The sequence below is a fragment of the Kitasatospora sp. NPDC004240 genome (assembly GCF_053603215.1).
The window spans coordinates 18,047-40,765 of record NZ_JBSGFD010000073.1; the positions used below are offsets into that span (position 1 = coordinate 18,047).

General features: G+C 74.4%; 18 protein-coding genes and 1 pseudogene. 14 read left to right on the plus strand and 5 right to left on the minus strand.

The genetic code is table 11. The features are described from left to right. The first annotated feature begins 152 nt into the window (after window positions 1-152). A complete protein-coding gene (locus tag ACWEQL_RS20980) occupies window positions 153-1,139 on the plus strand; it encodes an aldo/keto reductase (RefSeq protein WP_452151784.1) in 987 nt (328 codons plus the stop codon). A 114-nt stretch (window positions 1,140-1,253) separates the two neighbouring features. On the opposite strand, the gene ACWEQL_RS20985 is transcribed toward ACWEQL_RS20980, so the two are convergent. After that, window positions 1,254-1,964, minus strand: coding sequence for a transglycosylase family protein (locus ACWEQL_RS20985; RefSeq protein WP_452151785.1), 711 nt, complete (start codon window positions 1,962-1,964; stop codon window positions 1,254-1,256). A gap of 679 nt (window positions 1,965-2,643) precedes the next feature. On the opposite strand from ACWEQL_RS20985, the gene ACWEQL_RS20990 reads away from it, so the two are divergent. From ACWEQL_RS20990 to ACWEQL_RS21005, 4 genes are all read left to right on the plus strand, one after another. Further along, entirely contained in the window at window positions 2,644-3,600 is a 957-nt protein-coding gene (locus ACWEQL_RS20990) for an NAD(P)H-binding protein (RefSeq protein ID WP_452151786.1), read from the plus strand. A gap of 133 nt (window positions 3,601-3,733) precedes the next feature. Continuing rightward, window positions 3,734-6,964 (plus strand): DEAD/DEAH box helicase, encoded by a 3,231-nt coding sequence (locus tag ACWEQL_RS20995; protein ID WP_452151787.1) that lies wholly within the window; start codon window positions 3,734-3,736, stop codon window positions 6,962-6,964. 118 nt (window positions 6,965-7,082) lie between these two features. Next, window positions 7,083-7,766 carry a hemerythrin domain-containing protein gene (locus ACWEQL_RS21000; protein WP_452151788.1) on the plus strand — a complete coding sequence of 228 codons (684 nt, stop codon included), beginning with the start codon at window positions 7,083-7,085 and terminating at the stop codon, window positions 7,764-7,766. Window positions 7,767-7,854: 88 nt separating this feature from the next. Beyond that, entirely contained in the window at window positions 7,855-8,790 is a 936-nt protein-coding gene (locus tag ACWEQL_RS21005) for a TIGR03619 family F420-dependent LLM class oxidoreductase (protein WP_452151789.1), read from the plus strand. A 45-nt stretch (window positions 8,791-8,835) separates the two neighbouring features. Here the strand turns inward: ACWEQL_RS21005 and ACWEQL_RS21010 are convergent, their stop codons facing one another. Continuing rightward, window positions 8,836-12,237, minus strand: coding sequence for a BTAD domain-containing putative transcriptional regulator (locus tag ACWEQL_RS21010; RefSeq protein ID WP_452151790.1), 3,402 nt, complete (start codon window positions 12,235-12,237; stop codon window positions 8,836-8,838). Window positions 12,238-12,498: 261 nt separating this feature from the next. Between ACWEQL_RS21010 and ACWEQL_RS21015 the strand changes: the two genes are divergently transcribed. From ACWEQL_RS21015 to ACWEQL_RS21035, 5 genes are all read left to right on the plus strand, one after another. Then, window positions 12,499-12,780, plus strand: a complete 282-nt coding sequence (locus ACWEQL_RS21015; protein WP_452151791.1) for a hypothetical protein — start codon at window positions 12,499-12,501, stop codon at window positions 12,778-12,780. Continuing rightward, window positions 12,734-13,261, plus strand: coding sequence for a DUF6879 family protein (locus ACWEQL_RS21020; protein WP_452151792.1), 528 nt, complete (start codon window positions 12,734-12,736; stop codon window positions 13,259-13,261). Before ACWEQL_RS21015 ends, ACWEQL_RS21020 begins: the two co-directional genes overlap by 47 nt. A gap of 37 nt (window positions 13,262-13,298) precedes the next feature. After that, the gene (locus tag ACWEQL_RS21025) at window positions 13,299-14,147 is read left to right on the plus strand and encodes a helix-turn-helix domain-containing protein (RefSeq protein WP_452151793.1); all 849 of its coding nucleotides are present in this window, start codon (window positions 13,299-13,301) and stop codon (window positions 14,145-14,147) included. 291 nt (window positions 14,148-14,438) lie between these two features. Next, window positions 14,439-15,023: an ATP-binding protein gene (locus ACWEQL_RS21030; RefSeq protein ID WP_452151794.1), complete on the plus strand. Its 585-nt coding sequence runs from the start codon at window positions 14,439-14,441 to the stop codon at window positions 15,021-15,023. Next, entirely contained in the window at window positions 15,020-16,153 is a 1,134-nt protein-coding gene (locus ACWEQL_RS21035; RefSeq protein WP_452151795.1) for a methyltransferase domain-containing protein, read from the plus strand. The genes ACWEQL_RS21030 and ACWEQL_RS21035 overlap by 4 nt, the downstream gene beginning before the upstream one ends. Before the next feature lie 486 nt (window positions 16,154-16,639). Here the strand turns inward: ACWEQL_RS21035 and ACWEQL_RS21040 are convergent, their stop codons facing one another. Then, complete coding sequence (locus ACWEQL_RS21040; RefSeq protein WP_452151796.1) at window positions 16,640-17,797, minus strand: glycosyltransferase family 2 protein; 1,158 nt, start codon at window positions 17,795-17,797, stop codon at window positions 16,640-16,642. Window positions 17,798-18,101: 304 nt separating this feature from the next. On the opposite strand from ACWEQL_RS21040, the gene ACWEQL_RS21045 reads away from it, so the two are divergent. Further along, the gene (locus tag ACWEQL_RS21045) at window positions 18,102-18,863 is read left to right on the plus strand and encodes a class E sortase (protein WP_452151797.1); all 762 of its coding nucleotides are present in this window, start codon (window positions 18,102-18,104) and stop codon (window positions 18,861-18,863) included. A gap of 213 nt (window positions 18,864-19,076) precedes the next feature. Here the strand turns inward: ACWEQL_RS21045 and ACWEQL_RS21050 are convergent, their stop codons facing one another. Continuing rightward, complete coding sequence (locus ACWEQL_RS21050; RefSeq protein WP_452151798.1) at window positions 19,077-19,772, minus strand: SDR family NAD(P)-dependent oxidoreductase; 696 nt, start codon at window positions 19,770-19,772, stop codon at window positions 19,077-19,079. A gap of 68 nt (window positions 19,773-19,840) precedes the next feature. On the opposite strand from ACWEQL_RS21050, the gene ACWEQL_RS21055 reads away from it, so the two are divergent. Further along, entirely contained in the window at window positions 19,841-20,671 is an 831-nt protein-coding gene (locus tag ACWEQL_RS21055; RefSeq protein WP_452151799.1) for a LysR family transcriptional regulator, read from the plus strand. 67 nt (window positions 20,672-20,738) lie between these two features. On the opposite strand, the gene ACWEQL_RS21060 is transcribed toward ACWEQL_RS21055, so the two are convergent. Then, a complete protein-coding gene (locus ACWEQL_RS21060) occupies window positions 20,739-21,299 on the minus strand; it encodes a hypothetical protein (protein ID WP_452151800.1) in 561 nt (186 codons plus the stop codon). Between the two features lie 127 nt (window positions 21,300-21,426). Here ACWEQL_RS21060 and thpR point away from each other — a divergent pair, with 127 nt between their 5' ends. Both thpR and ACWEQL_RS21070 read left to right on the plus strand, forming a co-directional pair. Beyond that, complete coding sequence (gene thpR, locus ACWEQL_RS21065; protein ID WP_452151801.1) at window positions 21,427-22,044, plus strand: RNA 2',3'-cyclic phosphodiesterase; 618 nt, start codon at window positions 21,427-21,429, stop codon at window positions 22,042-22,044. A gap of 355 nt (window positions 22,045-22,399) precedes the next feature. After that, window positions 22,400-22,719: pseudogene (locus tag ACWEQL_RS21070) on the plus strand (hypothetical protein); the annotation flags it as partial.

A 22,719-nucleotide genomic window follows, 5' to 3' on the forward strand; every position in this document is an offset into this window, starting at 1 on the left:
CCACCGGCCGACCGAGGGCCGCGGCGGCCACCGCGCAGGACGGCCGCCGCGGCCCTCGGCCAGCGGTCTGGACCATTTGACTTCGAGTGCACTCCAGCATCCAAGCTACCTCCCGCGGACCGCAGTCGGCGGCCCGCGAGAGGAGATGCGACATGCAGTACCGCACGATCGGCACCGACCCGAAGACCCGCCGCGAGGTCAGCGTCCTCAGCCTCGGCGCCATGCTGATGGGCACCCTGACCGACGAGCCCACCTCGTTCGCCGTCCTGGACCGCTACGTCGAGGCCGGGGGCACCTTCATCGACACCTCCAACAACTACGCCTACTGGATCGACGGCAGCCAGGGCGGCGCCAGCGAGGAACTCCTCGGCCGCTGGCGCCGCAGCCGGGGCATCACCGACGAGGTGGTGATCGCCACCAAGCTCGGCGCCCGCCCGCTCGCCCCCGGCACCGGCTACGTGGACAACCGCGAGGGCCTGTCGGCCAGGACGATCCGCGAGCAGTCCGAACGGAGCCGGCAGCGCCTCGGCGTCGAGAAGCTCGACCTGCTGTACGCGCACGTCGAGGACACCCGGGTACCGCTCGCCGAGACGGTCGAGGCCTTCGGCGCACTGGTGAACGAGGGGACCGTGGGTCTGCTGGGCGTCAGCAACCACTGGACCTGGCGGGTCGAACGGGCCCGCAACCTCGCGGCGGCGGCCGCACTGCCCGGCTACGAGGTGCTCCAGTACAGCCACAGCTACCTCCGCCGCCGGGCCGACCTGCCGGGCGCGCTCACCGTCGACGGCGACCAGGGCGTGGTCACGGGCGAGCTGCTCAGCTACGTCCGTGAGAACCCCTCGCTCGCCCTGGTGGCGTACTCGCCGCTGCTCGGCGGTGGCTACGTCCGGGCGGACAAGCCGCTCGGCGCGGTCTTCGACCACGCGGGCACCCCCGCCCGGCGCGCCGCGCTGACCGAGGTGGCCGCCGAGACCGGGGCCACCGTCAACCAGGTGGTGCTGGCCTGGCTGATCGGCGGGGAGATCCCCGTCATCCCACTGGTCGGCGCCTCCTCGGTGGCCCAGCTGGACGAGAGCCTCGCCGCCGTCGACCTCACCCTGACGGCCGACCAGCGCGCCCGGCTCGACGCCACCCACTGACCGACCGACCTCGTCGGACCGGACACTTCGGCGGGGCCGGACACTTCGGCGGGGGCGTGCGGCACCGCGCCGCTGCCGATCGCGGCCCCGGTACAGGGCGGGGCGTCAGGGACGTCAGAGGAGCCGGAGGGTCTGACCGGGCAGGATGAGGTCGGGGTCGTTGCCGATGGTGTCGTGGTTGTCCCGGTAGAGGGCGGGCCAGCCGCCGGCGACCCGCAGGGTCCGGGCGATGGAGTCGAGGGTGTCGCCGTCCTGGACCACGACGGTGGAACCGTCCGCGGCGCCGTGGTCGGCGGCCGCGTTCGGCTCGGCGACGGCCGGCTCCGCGACGGGCGGCCGCGGGCGGGCGGGACGCGGTGCCGGGGTGGACCGCGGTGCGGGGGTGGAGCGCGGCGCCGGCGCGGTGTGCGGGCCGGTGACGCGGGCGGCGCGTGCCCCGCAGTGGGGCCAGGGGGCGAGACCGCGGCGGGCGGCGAGGTGTTCGGCGACGGCGATCTGCTGGTCGCGGGTGGCGAGGTCGGCGCGGGACGCATAGGCGGTGCCGCCGTTGGCGCGCCAGGTGGCCCGGTCGAACTGCAGGCCGCCGTAGTAGCCGTTGCCGGTGTTGGCGTTCCACCGGCCGCCGCTCTCGCAGGCGGCGATGCGGTCCCAGTCGACACCCCGCCCGCCGGCCTCCAGGACCCCGGTGACGGCATCCGCGGGAGCGAACGCCGCGGCGTCGGGCCTGCCCGGGGCGGCCTGCGCATGGGGCGCCGTGGCGGCCCACAGGCCGGTGCCGCAGGCGAGGGCGAGGAGTAACTGCAGGAGCCGGTGGGAGACGGACATGGCGGAACACACTCCCCGAGGGGTCGGCGACAAGACGGCCGGTACCCCGGGGGCACCGCCCTTCCAGCGTTCGCACACACCGACGCCGCCGCCGCGCCGACACACGCGGAAGGTCACCCGCTCGGCCGTGCGGCATCACCCGCGCGGCGAACCGGCACACCGGACCACGGGGAGGAGCGCGGAGCGCCGCGCACCCCGGCCGGGACGGCACCCTCCGGGCCGGCGACCGACCGGCCCACTCACCCGTGCAGGTGAACCCCGCCCCCGCCGCGCCCAACGGTGTTCGCGATGCCGTACCCGGCCCGGCTCGACCCGCACCTGCCTGCCGCCCGCACCGGCGCTGCGCCGCGAACCGTCGGCGGTGCGGCGGCGCTCGGAGGAACCGCCGCCGCTCGCGGAGGAGCCCGGCGCCGAGGCGTGCGGGAGGCCGGCGGCCTTCACCGCCTCCCACCGCCTCCCAGGAGGACCGGCCGGCGGGCGACCCGCCTGGTCCCGCAGACCGGCCACTACCCGGTGGGCCGCTCCCGACGGGACGGTGCCCTCCCGGCATGCGGTGGCAAGTTCCCGGCGGGGGAGGCCGGTTGGACGGCGGGCGGTGTTACGCTCGGCGCATCTCGATCCGCAGCCTCGGCCGGTGGCCCAGGTGCAAGATCTCCGCCCACCGTGGAAAGGTCTTGCCGTGGACGACTCCGTACACGCACCCTCGACGGCGGCCGCGAGCCGCTACCTGCTGACCGCCGTCGCCCCCTGCAAGCGCGAGGGCAGCAGCCCGACCGCTCTCGTCGGCCGCCGGTTGGCACGCCAACTGCTCGCCCTGGGCCACCGGGTGCGCGTACTCGCCGAACCGGGACAGTGCGAGGGCTGGCCCACCGGCGCCGAGGTGGTCACGGGCTCCGTCACCCGGCCCCGGGAGAACGCCCGCGCCTTCGACGACGTCGACGCCCTCCTGCTCGCCGGCGCGCACCCCGACACCGTCCCGGACGCCCTGGCCCTGGCCCGCGACGCGGGCGTGCGCAAGGTCGTCCTGCTCTCCTCGCACGGATCGGAGTACGAGGCGGCGTACCCGCCGGAGAGCTGGCACTGGCTGGCGATCGAGCGGGCCGTCGAGGCGTCCGGGCTGCTCTGGACGCACCTGCGCCCGTCGGCCGTGATGGGGGCCGCCCTCGAAGGCGGCTACCCGGCCACCGGCTCCGACTGGCCCGCGAGCGTCCGGGCCGAGGGCACGGTCCGCGAGGCGCTCCTCGACCGGGGCCACTACCCCTTCATCCACGAGGAGGACCTCGCGGCCGTGGCGTGCGCCGCGCTGACCCGCGACGACCACACCGGGACGGTCCTGGAGGCGGTCGGCCTGCCGCTCGGCACCCGCTCGCGCATCCGCAGCATCGCCGCCGCCCTCGGCCGCGACCTGACGGCCGTCGAGCTCACCCCGGCCGAGGGCCGCGCCGCCTGGCAGCGCGACGGCTGGCCCGACGGCGCCATCGACGTCACCCTCTACGCCCTGGAGCAGTACGCCGACCACTACGCCGAACTCGTCGACTGGACCCTCGCCCAGCGGCCCTCCGTCCGCTCCCTCATCGGCCGCGCCCCGCTCACCTTCGACGACTGGGCCCACGAACACATCGCCGCCTTCCGCTGACACCCGGGGGCCCGGGCCCCGACCCCCGGGGCCCGGGCGGGGCGGCACCCGGTCGGCCGTGCCCGCGCCACCACGGCGCCCTCGACGCGGCCCCTCTGGTACGGGTGCGGCCTCGGCTGACAGAGTGAGCACCGTGCACGAAACAGACGCCGAGGCCAGCGAACTGACGGTTCCCCAGCTCGTCCGCGACAGGTGGGGGAGCGACCTGCCGGACGAAGGGCTGCTGCAGCGGTTCACCGAACCGGGCTGGGCCTACCAGGAGCAGGTGCCCCGCCCGTGCCCCGACTGCGACGGAGTGCTGCACTCGCTGCGCCGCCCGTACGAGTCCGGCGGCCGCCAGTACCGGTACGTCGCCGTGGTCTGCCCCGCCTGCCCCCGCGCGTACACGCTCGCCGACCTCGGCGCGAAGACCTACGACAAGCTCCTGCGCCCCACCACCTCGGCCACGCCCACCGCCCCCGTGCCCCGGCGCGCGAAGGCCGCCCCCACGCTGACGGTCCGCGCCGCGGCACGCCTGCTGGCCGGCCTCGACACCGGACCCTGCCCGACCGGGCCCGGCGTGACGGTCACCGCGATCCGCCTGCCCCACCCCTCCCGCGAACCCGTACCCGCACCCGCCCCGGCGGCGCCGCAGTGGCCCGAGGACCTGCCCCTGCCCGCGCAGGAGGAGACCCGGGCGCTGTGGTGGGGCAAGATCACCGACCCGGCCCGGACCCCGACCGAGCGGGTGCTGCGCGCGGCCGACGACGTACGGGTCATCGTCCCGGCGGGGGAGCGCTACGACAGCCTGCGCCACACCCTGACCGGCCTCGGCGCCCGGGTGCGCACCGCCGCGCACTGGGTGGAGGACGAGGTCGTGACCACGGTGTCCGACCTCGGCGCGCCCGTCGAGCTCGCCGCCTGGACGGGCGGCGCGGTGACACCGGCCGCCGGCCCCGCCGCGTACGCGGCCCGGGACGCGTTCGCCGCCCAGTGGGACGCCCTGGACGACCTGCCCGCCGGTGACGTCGAGGCGTTCGTGCCCGTCGGGGACCTGGTCCCCGAGGCGTGGCAGGCGCTGCTGCCGCACCCGGCGTTCAACCCGGTCCAGGCCGCCACCGTCCCCGCCGTCATCGACGGCGACGAGCACGTGATGGTCGTCGCCCCGACCGGCGCCGGCAAGACCGCGATCGGCATGGTCGCCGCCCTCACCGCCCACGAGCGGGGCCGCAAGGCCGCCTGGCTCGTCCCCCAGCGCTCCCTGACCGACGAACTCGACCGCGACCTCGCCGCCTGGCGCCGCGCCGGGCTGCGGGTGGTGCGCCTGACCGGCGAGGCCGCGGTCGACACCGACCTCATCCGCGGCGCCGACCTGTGGGTGGCCACCACCGAGAAGTTCGAGGCGATCTGCCGGGCCGGCTCCCTGCGTGCCGCGCTCCTGGAGGTCGGCTGCCTGGTCGTCGACGAGATCCACCTGCTCGGCGACCCGGTCCGCGGCCCGGTCCTGGAGGCACTCCTCGCCCGGGTGCGCGAGGACGCCGCCCGGGTGCGGATCGTGGGCCTGTCCGCGACCGTCGCCAACGCCGACCAGCTCGCCGAATGGCTCGGCGCCCGCCTGATCCGCTCGCCCTGGCGTCCCACCCGGCTGACCTGGCAGCTACCGGCGATGCCGATCGACGCGGACGCGCCGGACTGGGCCACCCGCAACCGGACCCGCACCCGCCACACCGTCGACCTCGCCCGCCACCACACCACCGGCGGCGGCAGCGTCCTGGTGTTCTGCGGCAGCAAACGCTCCGTGCGCACCACCGCCCTCGCCCTGGCCCACGACCGTGGCGTCGACACCACCGGCGCCGACGTGGACGACAGCGACCTGGTGGAGCGGTTGTGCACCAAGGCCGGCGTGCGCCTGCACTACCGCGACTGGCCCCACAAGCGCGAAGCCGAACAGGCCTTCCGCACCCGCGAGGCCGACGTCCTCGTCGCCACCTCCACCGTCGCCGCCGGCGTCAACCTCCCCGCCCGTGCCGTCATCGTCCGCGACACCCAGATCGGCATGAGCCGTATCGACGTGTCCATGGTCCAGCAGATGTTCGGCCGCGCGGGCCGCATCGGCGCGGGCGAGCGCGAAGGCCACGCCTACCTGCTCACCGCCCCCAGCGAGCGCCACCACTGGCAGGCCCGCCTCGCCGCCGGATACACCGTCACCTCCCGCATCCGCGACCGCCTGCCCGACCACCTCCTCGCCGAGGCCGTCCAGAACCGCCTCGCCACCGTCACCCAGGCCGAGAACTGGTGGAAGGGCACCTTCGCCTTCCACCAGGGGCACCACCCCTTCGACCCCCTCCACGACGCCACCGACTTCCTCACCGACACCGGCTACCTCACCCGCACCCCCGACCCCGACGGCGTCGGCGACGACCGCATCGAGGCCACCGAACTCGGCCGCCTCACCAGCCGCTTCATGGTCGACGCCGACCTCGCCTCCACCCTTGCCGACGCCACCGCCCACCTCCCCGTCCCCACCGACCCGGACACCGCGGAGGACACCCTCATCACCACCCTCGCCACCCGCCTGCCCGCCCTCGAACAAGCTCCCTTCACCGACCGCGCCAAGGCCGAGCTCCACAACGTCCTGCGCACCCTCGGCCAACCCGACAGGGCCGGGCCCGACGCGGACCAGGACGAGGAGGAGGACCGTCAGCCGGTCGCGGGCGACCTCGCCCGCGCCGTCCTGCTCCTCGTCGCCCGCGCACCGCGCGCCTTCCGCGGCCGGCCCGCCTATATCCGCGGCATCCCCGCCGACTCCATGGCACCGGTCCTCGACGACGCCCAGCGCTACCTCGCCTGGCTCGGCGCCCAGGGCCCCTTCGCCACCGTCCACCCCTGGACCGCCGTCACCGCCGCCGACCTCGCCCAGCGCATCCGCTGGCGCACCCTCGGCCCCTCGCGCGGCGCCGGCCGGCTGCTGTGGATGTGCGAACAGATGGCCACCCCCGCCCACACCCACGCCCTCGTCCCCACCATGTGGCAGGCCGCCCGCGCCCGCGGCATCGACTCCCCCGACTGGCCCGGCACCACGGCGCCCAGCACCTGCCGCCTCACCCAGGCCGACTACCGCACCCTCCTCTCCTCCCGCACCACCGGCACCGAGATCACCCTCCACCCCGACCGGGCCCGCGTACTGGCCCCCCGCGGAGCGAGCGCCGTCACCTGGAACGGGACCGCCACCGCACGCCACACCTGCACCGGCGAGGCCCTCGACCTCCCCTACCCGCCCCCGCACCCCGACGACCCGTCGGCGGGACGCACCGGCGCCGCCGTCTTCACCCGGGGCGACCGCGCCACCACCGGCTGGGCCCACCCGTACAACACCGCGACCTGAGGCCGCCCGGTGCCGTTCCTCACCCCGAAGCCGCCCGGTGCCCGGCCGGGCGGGGCCGGTCGGGGCGGCGCAAGTCGGGTGCAAGTGCCGTGCAACCGGGCTCCGAAGACTGGGTGTCATGACTTCGAGCAACACCTCCGACCCCACCGTCCACCCCTACACCCGCGAGATGGCGATGATCCACCGGGTGTTCCGCCGCGAGTCGCGCCTGCTGGCCGAACTGGTCCAGGACGCGCGGCCCGGCGACACCGCGCGCTCCCGGGTCCTCGCCGAGCACTGGCGGCTGTACTCCGCAGGCCTGCACACCCACCACACCGGCGAGGACGAGATGCTCTGGCCTGTCCTGCTGCCCCACCTGGACCTCGACGCCGAGCAGGTCCTGGCGATGGAGGCGCAGCACCGCGAGCTCGCCGACGGGATCGCCGAGGTCGGGGGGCTGATGGAACGGTGGGAGGTACTGGCGCTGGTCGAGGACCGCGACGAGCTCGCCGAGGCCCTGCGCAGGCACCACCGGCAGCTGTGCGCCCACCTCGACGAGGAGGAACGGGAGGTCATGCCGCTGGTCGCGCTCCACGTGAACGAGAAGCAGTGGCAGGCGGTGGGGGAGCGGGGCCTCGCAGAGACGCCCCGCGACCGGCTGATGATCGCCCTGGGCGCCATCCTGGAGGACACCTCGCCCGAGGAGCGTCAGGAGTTCCTCGCCCGGCTGCCCGTTCCGGCCCGGGTGCTGTGGTGGCTTCTCGGGCGGCGGCAGTACCGCCGCGAGACCGACCGGATCCGCGGCCGGCGCACGACCGCCTGACGCGACCGCCTGACGCACCGTCACCGTTCGCCGCGCCCCGCCCGCACCCACCACCCACCCGCCCGTACCGATCGAGGAACTCCCGCCGATGCGCATCGGATTCTCCGTCCCCCAGTTCGGCCCGTTCGCCGACCCCGACCGCGGCGCCGCGATGTGCACGGCGCTCGAGGCGTTGGGCTGCCACAGTCTTTGGGTGGCCGACCGGCTCCTGGCCCCGCTCACGCCCCCCGACGGCTACCCCGGCGGGACGCCGATGCCCGCCCGGTACGCCACCCATCTCGACCCGCTGCTCGCCCTGGGCATGGCGGCCTCGGTGACGCGGCGGGTGCGTCTGGGCAGCAGCACGCTCAACGCGCTGTGGCAGCCGCCCCTCGTGCTCGCCCGGGCGCTGACGACCCTCGACCTGATCAGCCGCGGGCGCCTGGACGTGGGCATCGGGCTGGGCTGGATGCGGCAGGAGTACCAGGCCGCCGGGGTGCCCTGGCAGGGCCGTGGCGCGCGGCTGGAGGAGACCCTCGACGTCCTCGACGCCGTGTGGCGCCCCGGTCCGGTCGTCCACAGCGGTCGGCTGTGGACGATCCCCGAGTCGACCGTCCTGCCCAAGCCCCGCCAGGGCCCGAGGCCGCCGATCCTGCTGGGCGGTTTCACCCCGCCCGCCCTGGAGCGGGTCGGCAGGCGCGCGGACGGCTGGCTCGCGGCCTCGATGCCGCTGCCGTACCTCGACGGTCTCTGGGCGGTCGCCGTGGAGGCCGCCGAGCGGGCGGGGCGGGACCCGGCGGGACTGCGCCGGGTGTTCCGCGTGAACCCCGAGGTCACCACGGCCGAGGCGGATCCCTCGCAGACCCACCGGCGCGGGACCGTACGCCAGATCTGCGACCACCTCAGGGCGATGTGCGGGGCGGGGACGGACGAGGTGCTCGTGGACCTCCAGCTGACGACGGATTCGCCCGAGGAGTTCCTCGACCTGGCCGCGGCGTTCATGGCCGAACTGGCCGACCCGTCCCCTCCCCGGCCGCCCCACTGACACCGACCCGTCCCCTCCCCGGCCGCCCCCGTGGTGAGGGTGCCGCTACGCCGGCGCCGGCGGCAGCCCGTCCAGGGCCGTCCGCGCGGCGTCCGCCCAGAGGGGGGAGTCCCACGCGTGCGCCACCCGCGCGGCTTCTAGGTAGTGGCACCGGGCCTGCTCGGGGCGGCCCAGGAACCGGGCGAGGTCGCCCAGGGTCTGCGCGACGGGCCGGAAGACCAGGCTGAGGCTGCTCGCCCCGCCCGCCAGGGCGCGCAGGGGCAGCAGGTCCCGGTACACCTCGTCGGCCGCCGCCCGGTCGCCCAGGGCGACGGCGGCCATGCCGCGCAGCCCGGCCAGGATGGTGTAGACGAAGTCCCGCCGGATCGGCACGCGCCGGGCGAAGACGTCCCGGGCCTGGTCGGGACGGTCCGCGGCCAGCAGGGCGAGAGCGGTGATGGCCTCGTTGAGCGGCTGGTACCGCTCCCACACGGCGAGCAGCATCGGCAGCACCTCGGCCAGCCTGCCCTGCTGCAGCCGGATGCACCCGATCGCCAGAGCGGCCAGCCCGTCGAGGTCGACCGCCCCCCGTGCGCGCAGCTCCGCCACCGCCGACCCCAGGTCCTGCTCCGCCTCCTCGAAACGGCCCCGGGCCATGGCGAGCATGGGACCGCGCAGCCGCGCCACCGCGAACGCGCCCTGGAGCTCGTACGTGCGGGCGATCCCGTCCGCACGCAGGAGGCACCGTTCCATCTCCGCCGGGTCGTTGCGGGCGGCGGCGATCCGGGCGGCGGTGTAGGACGTCATCCAGGAGTACTCGGGGCTGTCCTGGGTGGCGGCCACCTCGGCGAGTTCCCGCTGGAGCTCCAGGTAGACGTCGGGTTCGAGTTCGCCGTCGACCCGGCGCAGCAGCGATGAGAGCGTCAGTCCGAGGAGCCGGGGCTCGCCCACCGTCCGGGCGAGTTCCACGGCCTGGCGCGCCGCGGCCACGGCCCGGGGGTCGATGTCGTCGAGCGCGTCGGCCAGCTGGTCCAGGAGCAGGCACCGCTGCCGGCCGGCCACACCCGGGCCCTCCAACAATGTCCCGAGTTCCTCGACGGCCTCGGGATCGAACTCCGCGTACGCGCGCACGCGCCAGGGCGTCGGCTCGGTCCACGCCGTCCAGGCGGCGGCCAGCAGGTCGGTCCGGCCCTCCGAGCGGGCCACCCGTACGGCCTGCTGCTGTGCCTCGCGGGCGGGGACCACGGCGCCCATCCGGATCCGGCAGTCCACCAGCCCGCCCAGCAGCGTCACCCGCAGCAGGGCGGCGTCCTGGTCGGCGAAGGCACCCGGATGGTCGTCGAGGAGGCCGAGAGCCGCGCTCAGCAGGGCCTCGGCGTTGCGGGGGGCGTAGCGGCGCACCGCCTGTTCGCCCGCCAGCCGGGCGTGGTGGACCGCGGGCGCGGCGTCGGCGGTCACGACCGCGGCGGCCCGCAGCAGGTGGTGGGCGGTGGCGGCGACGTCGTCCGAGCCGAGGGCGATCAGGGACCGGCCCAGGCGGGAGTGCATCCGGGCCAGCCGCAGGCGCGTGAGGTCGCCCTCCAGGGCGTCCCGCACGAGGGCGTGGGTGAAGCGGACCGTGCCCGGCCGCGGCTCGGTGAGCAGCCCGGCGGTGACACCCGCGTCCAGGGCGTCGAGGAGCTGCTCGCCGTCGCAGTCCGCCGCGTGGACGAGCAGGGCCACCGGAGCCTCGCGTCCGGCGACGGCCGCCAGACGCAGCCCGGCCGTGACGGTCGGCGCGAGCAGGGCGAGTCGTCGCCGCAGCACGTCCCGGACCCCCTGCGGGACGCGGGCCAGCGCCTGCTGCTCGCCCTCGTCGGCCATCAGGAGCGAACTCTCGCGCAGGTGGAAGGGGTTTCCCCCGGCCCGTTCGGCCAGGGCGGCCGCGGCGTGATCGCTCATGCCGGCCGCGCCGCGCCGCAGCAGCTCCTTCGCCTGGGCGTCCGACAGCCCGCCGAGTGCCAGCCGCACGGGCGAGCAGGCGGCCAGGCGTGCCAGGGCCCCGGTCAGATCGCCCTCGCCGGTGCGGTACGAGCCCACCAGGAGCAGCGGTACGTCGCGCAGCCGCTCGGCGCAGAGCAGGAACAGCTCGACGCTCTCCCCGTCACCCCGGTGCAGGTCGTCCAGCACGATCGCCAGCGGCCGCCGCAGGGCCGTCCCTCGGAGCCAGCCGAGCAGCGCCCGGTGCAGCCGGAAGCGCCGGGCCGGACTGCCGTCCGGCTGGCCGGTGTCGTCTGCGGTGCCCGGAGCCAGCAGCGGGGCGAGCTCACCGGCGTACGGGCCCGGCGGCGCGGCCTGCGCCAGGCCCGGCAGCATGTCGAACCAGGCCCGGCCGGGCGGGGCGCCGTCGGTCTCCGGGCAGTTCCCGGAACCGACCAGCCAGCCCTGCTCCGGCAGTTGACGGACGGCGGTCTCCAGGACGCTCGACTTGCCGATGCCGGCCTCACCGGAGACCAGGACCACCTGCGCCCGGCCGCCCCGTGCCCGGTCCGCCGCGGCGGCGAGTGCGGCCAGATCCTCGTCCCGGCCCAGGAGCCGGTCGGCCGTCAGCACCGTCGGCGGCCGACCCCCGGCGGCCACGACCGGACCTCGCGTCGCCGTCACGGGGACGGCCGACCCGGCAGGCGTGGCAGACGCGGTGGCCGCGGCGGGCGTCCCGGTCGCCCGCTGGAGCACGTCCAGGCGCTGGTGCAGCAGGGCCTGCTCCAGCTCCAGCAGCGCGGGCCCGGGCCCGACGCCGAGTTCCTCGCCGAGGACGCGGCGGGCCCGGCGCAGCGCGGCCAGGGCCTCCCCCTGGCGGTCCCGCGCCCACAGCGCCAGGGCCAGCAGCCGCCAGCCCTCCTCGTGCAACGGCTGCTCCCGGGTCAGCGTGCCCGCGTCGTCGAGGGCCCGCGCGGCCTGCCCGCAGCCCAGCCGCGCCGCGGCGAGCCGCTCGCGGGCGGTGCGGTGCACCTCTTCCAGACGGGCGCGTTCCCCGGCGGTCCACGGCTCGTCCGAGAACTCCGCGTACGGCTGCCCGCCCCACGAGGCGAGCGCCTCGGCCAGGCCGTCGGCGGCGGCACGGGCAGACAATCCCGCCGCCGAACAGTCCGCCACCCGGCCTTCGAACACCCAGGCGTCCACCGCGTCCCGCTCGACCGCGAGGGCGTAGCCGTAGGGCGCGCTGACCAGCAGCCGCGCGGGCGTGCGCGGCGCCCGCTCCGGTTCGAGGACGCGCCGCAGACGCGCGACGTAGGCGTGGAGCGATCCCTGCGCGCTCGACGGGACACCCGCCGGCCACAACCGCTCGATGATCCGCTCCGTGGGCACGACCGCCCCACGGGCGAGCAGCAGTTGGACCAGCACCATGCGGGGGAGCCGGCCACCCGCGTCGACCGCGCGGCCGTCGACCTCGACCCGGAACGGGCCGAGCACCTTCAATTCGATCATGACAGGGACATCATAGGAGGACGGGACCACCGGCTCTCGGCGGCCGGACGTGCCCAGGCCGGCCCGGTGCCGCGGGGCTGGCGTGCCTCTGGAGGCCCGGGGCGGGGGCAGATGGAGGGGGAGCCGCTGGTGTGGACAACGATGCGGGCCCCATTCGCAGGGCGCGAGCCGAATGACTGCGCCCGTGCGCCCTTGACGGCATGTCAGCAGAACGGAACGGTGGCGCAAGGACTCGCAACCAATTTGGCTGGAGGAGCGGTCATGGCACTACGGTTCAGGGGCATCGACCCCGACACGCCCAACGGCGGGTCTCCGACGGTGTGGTTGGAGGACGAGAAGGCGGAGAACGTCATCCAGGGCTGGCTGCCCGACATGGAAATGTACCGCGTGATCAGCGAGACCGAGTGGGTGGAGGGCCACGCCACCGGCGTCCCGGACCACGAGGGTGTCGTCCGGATTCCGGTCCGGATGATCCCGTTCTTGAGGAAGGCGTGTGATGAAGCCGAGCGTGCCGGACTTTGGCGCCCTACTGGGGAGTGCTGAGCGCTCCGCGTGCCACCTGGAGATGCGCGACTCTTACATGGAGGATCCGGTGTTCGCCGACTGGCGTGCCGGTCTGCCGGTCGAGCGGCCCGAGGCGTACGACCTGCCCGAGGAGTACACCGCATGGGCCGGCCTCGTGCGGGAGACCATCGCGCGCGGGGTGGTGATGCGCCGGGCGAGGATCGTCTCCGAGCCGGTCACCGCCTACATCCGGTGGGAGCACGCGATCACCGAGCGGCACAACGTCGCACTCGGCGAGCAGGTCCGCTGGCTGCCCAGGTCGAAGGCCTCCGACCTCGCACTGCCAGGCAATGACCTGTGGCTGGTCGACGACCGCCTGGTCCTGTTCCACTGGTTCACCGGTGACGGACAGTGGGCCGGCCACGAGACCACCGAGGATCCCGCCACCGTGAAGATGGTGACCACGGCCTTCGAGGCCGTCTGGGACCGGGCGGTCCCGCACGCGCAGTACACCCTCTGACCAGCCCACTCCGACCACTCGCCGGGCAGCCAGCACCATGTCGTCGTCCCCGTCGTCCAGCGTCATCGAGGCTCGCAAGGCGCTCGCCGGCCGCCTGGTCGGCCTGCGCAAGGACGCCGGCCTGACCGGCGACGAGCTGTCCGCCCGCTGCGGGTGGCACCCGGCGAAGACCTCCCGGATCCAGAGCGGCAAGTCCGCCCCCTCCGAGGACGACCTGCGCGCCTGGGGCGCGGCCTGCGGCGCCGACGACCAGGTCCCTGATCTCATCGCCGCCGCCCGCACGGTCGACTCCATGTACACCGAGTGGCGCCGTATGGAGCGCACCGGGCTGCGCGCCGCTCAGGAGTCCGTCGCCGCCCTGTACCGCCGCACCCACCACTTCCGCGTCTACGCCAGCCGCGTCATGCCCGGCATGGTCCAGACACCCGAGTACACCACCGCCGTGCTGCGCTCGATCCAGCGTGCCCGCGTCGAGGTCGACGACGTCGACGACGCCGTGGAGGCACGCCTGGAACGCCAGCGGATGCTGTTCTCCGGCCGACACCGCTTCGGCCTGCTCATCGAGGAGTGGGTGCTGCGTGCCGCGGTGTGCGACGCGGAGACGATGGCGGCCCGGCTCGGCCACCTGCTCGCGATCGCGGCCAGCCCGTTCGTCAGCGTCGGTGTCATTCCCACCGGACCCGGTCGGCCGCACCTGCCGGTCGAGGACTTCTACCTGTTCGACGAGGCAGAGGTGGCCGTCGAACTGACCTCCGGCTACCTGCGGATCACGCAGCCGCAGGAGATCGCGGACTACCTGCGCACCTTCACCCGACTGGCGTCCATGGCTGTCCACGGAGCTCAGGCTCGTCAGCTGATCACGGCCGCCATCGCCACTCTCGGGTGAATGCGCGCAAGACGGCGCAACCTCATTGAATGCCCAGGAGCCAGTTCCCTACCGTCGACCCGTCGCCCGCAGTAATGGACCGGACACCCGGGCCCGTCGGGCGAATTGGGGCCGCTGCGCGGGCCCGCCCCCGTCGGGACCGCGCAGCCGCCACCGCCGACGAGAGAGCGGAGTACCGCCGTGGCCGCGCACCCCGTGACCCGTCCTGCCGCAAGGGGTATGGCCGCACCCCTTGCGGCAGGACGAACCCCGGTGGCCGTGGGGCCGACGCGGCCACCGGTCGCCGACTCCGTGAGGGAACTGCTGCCCTACGAGCCGCGGTCCGCCGCCGCGGCCCGGCGCCTGGTGCGCACCGCCCTGTGTGCCTGGGAGCTGGACGACCTGGTCGAGGCCGGCGAACTCGTCGTCAGCGAGCTTGCCGGGAACGCCGCGAAGACCGGCTGCCGGCGCCGGATGACGGTCACCGTCGAGCGCCTCACCGACCGGTGCGTGCGGATCAGCGTCCGCGACGGCTCCCGCGTCCTGCCCTGCCTGATCGACGCGGGCCCGGCCGCCGAGTCCGGCCGCGGCCTGGCCCTGGTCCACCACCTCACCGGCGGCCACTGGGGCGCCACCCCCGAGCCGTACGCAAGACCGTCCACGCCGACCTGCGCACCGGCTCTCCCGGCCGGGCGTAGCGGCGCGGCCCTCCACTTCTCCCGGGCCCCGGGAGAGCACCAGCACAGCGACGACAAGGAACTCGATATGGACATCGATACAGGCCACGGCGTCGGCGGCGAGGGGGACGGGCACCCGGGCACCCCGTGGACGCCGCCCTCCGAACCGCCGTCCCCCGACGGCACGACTCCGCCCGGGGACGGGGGACACCGCAAGTGACGCTCGCACCCGAGCGGGAGGGCCGCCCCATGCCGGGGCGGTCGTTCCCCGTCACCGACGCCTGGGCGCCGGCCTTCGACGCCGTCCCGCGCTCGCTGTTCCTGCCGGACCTGGTCTGGGCGCACGACATGGCCACCGGCACCAGCCGCCCCGTCGACCGGACCGTCGACGAGCAGGTCTGGCTGGCGGCCGCGGCCACGGACATCCCGATCGTCACCCAGTGGGACGACGGCGAACACCAGGGCGCAGAGCCCGGCACGGTGCCCACCAGCTCGGCCTCGATGCCGTCGCTGGTCGCCTCCATGCTGGACGACCTCCGGGTCGAACCGGGGATGCGGGTGCTGGAGCAGGGCACCGGCACCGGCTGGAACGCCGCCCTGCTCGCCCACCGGCTCGGCGACGCCAACGTGACCACGGTCGAGGTCGACGCCGCCGTGTCCGCCCGGGCCCGCGCCGCGCTCGAACGGGCCGGCTACCACCCGCACGTCGTGTGCGGGGACGGCGCGCTCGGCCACCCGCCCGGCGCCCCGTACGACCGGATCACCGCCACCTACGGACTGCGGGAGATCCCGCGGGCGTGGATCGGGCAGACCCGCCCCGGCGGCCTGATCCTCGCGCCGTTCGGCACCCACTACTCCAACGCCGACGCGCTGGTCCGCCTCACCGTCCACCGCGACGGCACCGCATCAGGCCCGTTCCTCCAGCCGGTCGAGTTCATGAAGATGCGCTCCCAACGCCTGCGCTGGCCGCGGAACCCGCCCAGCGGCGGCACCGTCACCGAGCACACCACCACCGCGACGCTGCCCGCGCACGGTAGGTTCGACGCGTTCCCGCTCGCCGCCGGGCTGCGCCTGCGCGACGTCGTCCACGCGATCCAGCCGCACGACGACGGCGCCCGCACCCTGTGGCTCTACTCCCTGACCACCCCGGCCTGGGCCCCCGCGACCTTCCGCGACGGCGACGGCGCGCACCCGGTCCGCCAGTACGGCGGCCGCCGCCTGTGGGACGACTTCGAGCAGGCCCTCACCTGGTGGCACCGGGCGGGCGAGCCCGGCGCCGAACGGCTCGGACTCACCGTCACCCCGTACGGCCGGCAGGCCTGGCTGGACGACCCCACCCGGCCACTCTGACCGGCCCGCCCCCGGCGCCACGGGTCCGCCGATGCCGCACCTGAGCGGTCCGGGCACTGCGGGGGATCCCGGGGGAACGCGAGTTCACCCGAACAACATACGCGTCCCCCGGTGGAAATCGGCGCGGGCGGATTAGAACCGTCTTGGCGCTCAGCTTCTCCCGGCCGCGTTGTCGGCCGGTCCCCGAACGGCTGGGGCACCCAACCCGAAAGGACACCCATCAATGGGATACGGGCACTCACTTCCCAAGACCGGCTTCAGCGGCCTCGCCTACGTCGGTGTGGCACTCGTTCTCGGTGCGTCGGGCTTCGTCATGAAATTCGTCAGCCGGCGGTCGGTGAGCCGCTGACCGGTCAGGCACACACCGGGTGCCCGTGCAGGCTCCTCCCGGGAGCGCTGCCGGGCACCCCGGCCGGTTCCCCACGACGCCGAGGCCGGCTCCGGTGCATCCGGAGCCGGCCTCGGCGTGACCTGGTGTTCCGAGGCTCAGGGCGAGGCCGACGTGGCGACGCTCCCGGACTCGTGCTCGGCCCGTACAGGAGGGGCGGGGATCGTGCCGGGCGTGTCGGCCCGGCCCTTCTCGTAGTGGTGGACGCCCTTGGAGAGCCGCAGCGGCACCAGGATCAGCTCGACGACCAGCGCCTTCCACTGGTAGCAGAAATCGACCAGCTTGGTGAGGAAGACGTACGGCAGGTTACGCAGGACGCGGCGGAGCGGGATCCTGCGTTTCCTGGCCGCGTAGACCAGCGGCAGGCCGATCATCAGGGTGCTGGTCGACAGCCACCACAGGAACCACCAGAGGAAGGCGTCCCCGACCGAGAACCCGACGTCCGGCAGGACCAACGGGAGCAACAGCCACAGCGGGACGGCGATGGTCTCCCACAGCTTGAGGGCGACCCAGAACGCGAGCATCGGCTTCTTGAAGACCATCCGCGGCAGATGGATGCGGACGTTCTGGAAGTAGCCGGCCGCCCACCGCCAGGCCTGCTTACGCAGGTAGGTGAGGTCCTCCGGGTCGGCCGCCCACGCGACCGCGGAGCTGACGTAGAGCGCCTTCTTCCCGGACATCTGGACGGACCAGGTGTAGTCCATGTCCTCCACGATGGTCCGCTCCGGGAACCCGCCGAAGTCCACCAGCGGCCGGAGCCGGAACACCGAACAGCAGCCCGAGCAGACGACCGGGGAGTTGGCCAGGTTCTCGATCGGCCGGTTCCAGTGGAAGCCGTACAGGTACTCCACGGAGCGGCCGCGCTCGGCCCAGGTGCGTTCGTACCGGCTCTGCACGCAGCCTGAGGCGATCAGCACCTCCTCGTCGTCGAAGGCCGGCTTGATGTTCTCGATGTAGTCGTCCGCCAGGACGGTGTCCGCGTCGACGGCGAGCACCAGGTCGGTCCGGCAGAACGGCAGCGCGTAGTTCTGTGCCTTGGCCTTGCTGCCGAGGTTCCGGGGTGGTCGCAGCACCGTGACGCCGAACCCGGTGGCGACCTCGTTGGTACGGTCCGTCGACCCGTCGTCGATCACGATGATCTCCTCGGCCGGGACGGTCTGGCGCAGCAACGCCTCCAGCGTCGCCGGGAGGCCTTCCTCCTCGTTGTGGGCGGGAACGATGACTGTCAGGGTCAACGGCCGGGTGGCGGTACTCATGCAGAAGGCCTCGCGGGGACCGGGGATTCGGGACACGGCCTCGCAGGCCGTACGACATCAGAGTTGTAGTCGCCGCGGACGCGGTGCCCGGCGGAAGGCGCGCATGCCGTTCGGGTGAAGAGCCCTCCCGGCGGGCCCGGACAGGGGGTGCGGGGCGCGACGCCACCTGAATGCCGTACACCGCCTCCGTGTGTTCGCGCCGGGCCCTTGGCACCGTGGGGGAAGCAGGCGAAAGGGTTTCGTCCGCCGTCCGCCTGACGGGCAGTCGTCCGGTCGGCGGTACCCACCGGTGGAGGAGGAGCCGATGGACGAGACCTCGGCGGGGAACTCGGCCCGGCAGGACACGCGGGCCCGGAAACGGGTACGCCGCAGGTGGGCGGACACCGTCGCCAGCGCGATGCTGGCCGCCGCCCTCGTGTCCGCCCTGGTCGCGGGGTACCTGCTCTGGGGGACGGACGTCCGCGCCGACCGGGAGGCCGACCGGGCCGCCGACCGGCTGCGGCAGACCTGGGCGCTGCCGGGTTCCGACAGCTCCCGGCAACCGGCCGGCGACGACGGGGAGCCCGGCTCCCGGCAACCGACCGGCGACAGCGGGGAGCTCGGCTTCCTGCACGTCCCGGCGATGGGCCGGGAACCGGTGGTGATCAAGGTAGGCACCACCCCCGAGGTCCTGGACCAGGGGGTGGCCGGCGTCTACCAGGAGCCGCGTGCGGCCATGCCCTGGGACCCGGCCGGGAACTTCGCGCTCGCCGCGCACCGCGACGGGCACGGCGCGAAGTTCCACGACCTCGACGCGGTCGGCGTCGGAGCCCCGATCGTGGTCGAGACCCGCGGCCACTGGTACGTCTACCGGGTGGACGGTATTCTGCCGCAGACCTCGGCGGACAACGTCGGGATCGTCGCACCGGTGCCCGCCGGCTCCCCGTACCGCGGACCCGGGCGCTACATCACCCTGACCACCTGCACCCCCGTCTACACCTCCCTCTACCGCATGGCGGTCTGGGGCAGCCTGGTCCGCGTCGACGCGGTGGACGCCGCTCGCACCCCGCCCACCGAAATCGGCTGAACCCCGCCTGAATCCGCTCCTGTCCGCGCTGCGGGACGAAGGGCCCCGGTGGAGCCGTCGGCCCGGGAGCGATCGGTTTCGCGGCTTCGCCGGGCCCGGACGCGGTTCACGCTTGTGCCGGGTTGTCGGCGGGGCCCGGTCCGAGCGGCCGACCCCGCCCGGGGTGGACCGGGCCTCCGGAGCGGGCCGGTGCACCGCCCGTGCCCCGGGCGTTCACCAGGGCACGACCTGCCCCAGGTGGTCGACGAAGTGGAGGCCGGGCCTGCCCTCGTGCCGCTCGATCGTCTCCGCCACGCCGGGGACGCTCTCCTCCACGCTCAGCTCGGCCTCGGGGCCGCCGAGTTCGGTGCGCACCCAGCCCGGGTCCATCAGCAGCAGGGTCCGGGTGCCCGCGGTGTGGCGGGCGGCGTAGCAGCGCATCAGCTGGTTGAGCGCGGACTTGCTGGCCCGGTACAGGTCCTGCCCGCCGTCGGTGTTCAGGGTGATGCTGCCCTGGTCGGAGGACATGACGCCGATGGTCCCGGCCGGGGCGACCAGCGGCCCGAGGACCTCCACGACGCGCATCGGGCCGAGCGCGTTGGTCACCATGACCTCGGTGAACATGTCGGTCGGGACCTCGCCGATCGGCAGGTCCCCGCGGGTGATGGCGGCGTTGACGAAGAGCAGGTCGAGGGAACGATGGGCCAGCCGCCCGCGCAGCGCCGCGATCTGATCCGGGTCGGTCATCTCCAGCGACTCGACGGTCAGCCGCCCTCCCCGGGCGTCGGCCAGGTCGTGGAGGCCGGTGCGCCGGTCGCCGCGGACGGTGCCGATGACGTCCCAGCCCCGGCGCAGGAGCTCGGCGGCGAGCCCGAGGCCCAGGGTCCGGGAGGCGCCGATGACGAGGGCGGTCCTGCGGATGTCGGTCATGATCCGAGTCTGCGGACCGCCCGAACGGGCGTCCAATACCCTTCCGACCGCATTGATACCGTGAGGGCATGGATCTGGACCTGCGCAAGCTCCGCTACTTCACCGCGGTGGCCGAGCACCGGCAATTCGGCAGGGCGGCACAGGAGTTGTTCATCACGCAGCCCGTCCTCAGCCGCCAGATCCGCGCGTTCGAGCAGGAGTTGGGCTGCGCACTGTTCACCCGCACCACCCGCAGCGTCGAACTCACCCCGGCCGGACAGCAGTTGTACGAGGAGGCACGGCGCATCACCACGGTCGTGGACACGGCGCTGCGCCGGGTCCGGGAGACCGCGCGAGGTGAACGGAGGCTGGTCGTCGCCTTCTCGACCGGCCTGCACGTGGCGGAGGCGATCCGGGCGTTCACGGCGCTCCACCCGGACGTCGTGGTCGACGTCCTCCCGCTGCGCTGGTGGGAACGGGACGCGCCGCTGCGTGACGGCCGCGCCCAAGTCGCCTACCTGCGACGCCCCTTCGACGACACCGGCCTGCGTATCCTCCCCATCGGCCGGGAGGCCAAGCTCGCCTGCCTGCCCGTGGCACATCCGCTGGCCGGCCGCCGAAGCCTCACCACGGCCGACCTCGACGGCGAGACGATCCTCGACGGTGTGAAGCGGCGGATCTCCTCACTGGACGAGAAGTTCGAACTCATCGCCTCCGGGCAGGGGGTCGCCATGGTCCCGCTGAGCATCGCCGGTTCCTACCGCCACCCCGGCGTGCTCTACCTGCCCGTCACCGACCACCCGCCCGTCGAGACCTGCCTGGCGGTGCCGGAGAGCGGCGGCGCGGACCCCGTACCGCAGTTCCTGGCCGCCGCCACCGCCACCCTGCGCGCCGGTGCCGCGCCGACCTCGGACGTCTGACCCACCGGGCCGCCGCTGACCGCCGATCGCTGACCGCCTCGCGGCGGTCGCCGCGCCGTCGACGGGGTCAGCCTGATCGGCCGGGGGTGGGCTCGTCGAACATCAGGCAGCGGGCCCGGTCGTTGAGGTTCAGCTCCTTGGCGTAGGTGAGCTGCCGGCCGGTCGCGGGGTCCCTGGCATCGGCGTCGTGGCGCAAGCCCTTCCGGCCGTTCAGGTCGGGGTGGCGGTCCCTGCGCTCGGGGCCCGGGGCGCCGGGGTAGAAGGACAGCTCCTCCCAGTCGTAGCGCAGGTCGTGGGCCCGGTGGCAGCCGTCGGGGGACAGGGAGACGGTGCCGAAGGTCCGGTCGTTGGCGATCGCGGACCTCCCGAAGTCCTGGGCGTTCTTCATCGCGAGGTTGACGCGGCCGGTGAAGAGGGCGCCCTTCCTGTGCTGGAACACCCAGATGTCGCCGTCGGTGCCGCCGTTGTAGTCGGTCCGCTCGTACAGGCAGAACGCGTCGGAGGGACAGGGGGCCGGGCCGTGACCGCGGGTCCGGTGGATCCTCTCCACGGACGCGGCGTCGGCGCTCCCCGTCGCGGAAGCGGCCAGCAGCAGTGCGGCCGCCAGGCCGGTCGTGATCTTCTTCATGCCCCGCCCAACGACCACCGGCCCGCCCGGACACGCCCGTACGGCCCCGGTGCCCGTGTGCGCCCTTCCCGGGGCAGGTGCAGGTGCCGGTGGTCGGGGACGCCGGCGAGGGTGCTAGAAATCCCTGGTGAACGTCGCCCCCGAGCCCTCGACCCTGCGCGTCTTCGTGGCGCTGGCCCCGCCCGACGACGCCAAGGGCGAGCTGGCCCGGGCCCTGCGGCCCGCCTACGCCGAGTACCCGCGGCTGCGGTGGAACCGGATCGAGGACTGGCACATCACCCTGGCCTTCCTCGGCGAACTCCCCTCCACCGCGGTGCCGTTGCTGCGGTCGGTGCTGGCCGGCCGGGCCGCGTCGCACCCCACCCTGCGGCTGGCCCTGCGCGGCGGCGGCCACTTCGACGAGCGACTGCTGTGGAGCGGGATCGACGGGGACCTGGACGGCCTGCACCGGCTCGCCACCGACGTCCGGGAGCTGGTCAGGTCCTGCGGGATCGAGTTCAGGGAACGCCCGCTGCACCCCCATCTGACCCTGGCACGGGCCCGCCGCGACGACCCCACCAGCGTGCCGCGGGCCGCGGCCGGGCTCACCGGGTTCGCGGGCCGGCCGTGGCAGGCCGAACGTCTCCACCTGGTCGGCAGCAACATCGGCCGCGGCCCCGGGCCGATCCACTACCGCGACATCGAGTCATGGCGATTCGGCACCGCGACCCCGGCCGGGGGCGACGGCACCCCCGCCGGGCCGTAGCCGACGGACGGACGGGAGTCCTGTGCCCGCCGGACGGACGCCCATCGGCCGCCCGGCGGACGGCGTGTCACGCACCAGCCGTCCTGCGGGGAAGGGGCCGTGTGGGCGCCCGCCCGAGTGGTGCGTCGCCTTGACGACCGATCCGCAGGCGGAGCCCGCGCGTAGCCTTCATCGCCAATCCATTGCAATGATCGACCGTCGGCGTTGCGTTGAATTCTGCCTCACTGCAACGATTTCACGGCGCTGGCCTGCGGTGATGATGCTTTTTCGCAACGATGCGGTTGTCGAATGTTGGAAAGCAACGTAGCTTTTCCGTTGTCAGAAACACCGGAGCGCAAGCGTAGGAGAAGTAACGATGCCGAAGTTCGCCACCCCCGCCGCCATCACCGCCGTCCTCGACGTCCCGGCCGGTCTGATCCGGCTGATCGCCGCGGACCGCAGGGACACCGTGGTCGAGGTCCGTCCGCAGGACGCCTCGAAGAGCCGGGATGTGAAGGCCGCCGAGCAGACCCGGGTCACCTACGCCGACGGTGTGCTGCGGATCGAGGCCGCGCCGGCGAAGAACCGGATCCTGGGCAACTCCGGGCAGGTCGAGGTGACCGTCCAGCTGCCGGCCGGCTCCCACCTCGACGCCAAGGCGGCGCTGGCCGAGCTGCGCGGCGTCGGCCGCCTCGG